This window comes from Haloparvum sedimenti, from assembly GCF_001462205.1.
GTDB lineage: Archaea > Halobacteriota > Halobacteria > Halobacteriales > Haloferacaceae > Haloparvum > Haloparvum sedimenti.
The window spans coordinates 1-1,130 of the sequence record NZ_LKIR01000024.1 but is presented as its reverse complement, the minus strand read 5'-3'; the positions used below and the strand labels follow the sequence as shown (position 1 = coordinate 1,130).

At 58.4% G+C, this 1,130-nt stretch carries 3 protein-coding genes; all 3 read right to left on the bottom strand.

The window, feature by feature from the left end:
• The coding region (locus tag AN233_RS01355) for a hypothetical protein (RefSeq protein WP_058365079.1) at positions 1-236 on the bottom strand (236 nt) is incomplete at its 3' end.
• A 208-nt stretch (positions 237-444) separates the two neighbouring features.
• Positions 445-627, bottom strand: a complete 183-nt coding sequence (locus AN233_RS01350) for an exodeoxyribonuclease VII small subunit (protein WP_058365078.1) — start codon at positions 625-627, stop codon at positions 445-447.
• A gap of 2 nt (positions 628-629) precedes the next feature.
• A partial coding sequence (locus AN233_RS01345) for an exodeoxyribonuclease VII large subunit (protein ID WP_281176509.1) occupies positions 630-1,130 on the bottom strand: 501 nt, incomplete at its 5' end.

The window sequence follows — 1,130 nt, the reverse complement described above, 5'->3', positions numbered from 1 at the left end:
TCTTCGACGAGTGACTGGAGGTCGTCGAAGCGGTTGGTGTCCTCTGCGATCTCTTCGAGCGTGTAGCCCTGCTCGCGGGCCCGTTCGAGGAGGTCGCGGAGTTCATCGGGGTCAACACCGCGGACTTCCATTTCCTCGCGGAGGGCGCGGCGATAGAGGGCGGAAGCGTTGATGTGGTCGTTCCACATCAGGTACAGGTCATCGATCTCCTCGATGGTGACTGACCTCGTAATCATACATGCGGGTATGGGTATGCACCGGTTGAGTCACGGTACATATTGGCGCGGTAGTTGGATGATACCTAAATGCTTTCTGGCTATCAATTGCTGCAAATTTGTTGAGTAAATTATAACCAAATCACTTGTTGACCTCATAGAAAAGACTTAACCAACACCTGCCGAGTGCGGTGGGGAGTCTGTTGGTTAAGACCGAGAATCAGCTCGCTTACTCGAGCTCCACAACTTCGCCGTTCCCCTCGTCGAGGATCTCTCGCACTTCGGCCAGGAGCTCCTCACCTTCCTCGTGCAGTGCAGTCCCTTCATTGAGGTCGCATTCGTCCGCGTCGAGCTGCTCAATGATCTCTTCGACGCGACTCACCCGATCGTGGATTTCGGAGTCTTTTGCCACGGTTAGATCACCCCCAGCCAAAGCCCGGTGATGACCAGTAACAGCAACAGCAGCACAGCGATGGCGACCTTGTAGTAAATCGGTGGGAGGCCCTCGGGTGCGGTCGCTTCATCGACTGCTTCGGCGAGCTCCTGTTCGTGTTCGTGGTCCTGCTGGAAGGTCTCGTACGCGGCGTCAAGCTGTTGCTCCAGCGGCTCGATCTCACTCGCAAGGAACTCTTGGCGGGAGTTCACGATATACTCACCGGCGGCGGTCGGCGTGATCGTCGCGACGTCCGCCACCTGATCCGCGATGAGTCGGTCATCGGTGTGGCCAATCGCGGTGACAACCGGGGTATTCGCGGTGAAGATCGCCTCCGCGACCCGCTCGGTGTTGAAGGCTTGGAGGTTCGAATCGCTCCCACCGCCCCGACTGACGATGATGGCGTCGACGTCCTCCGAGCGGTCGAGATGGTGGATGCCGTTCGCGATGGACGTCGGCGCGTTCGACCCCTGGACGGTTGC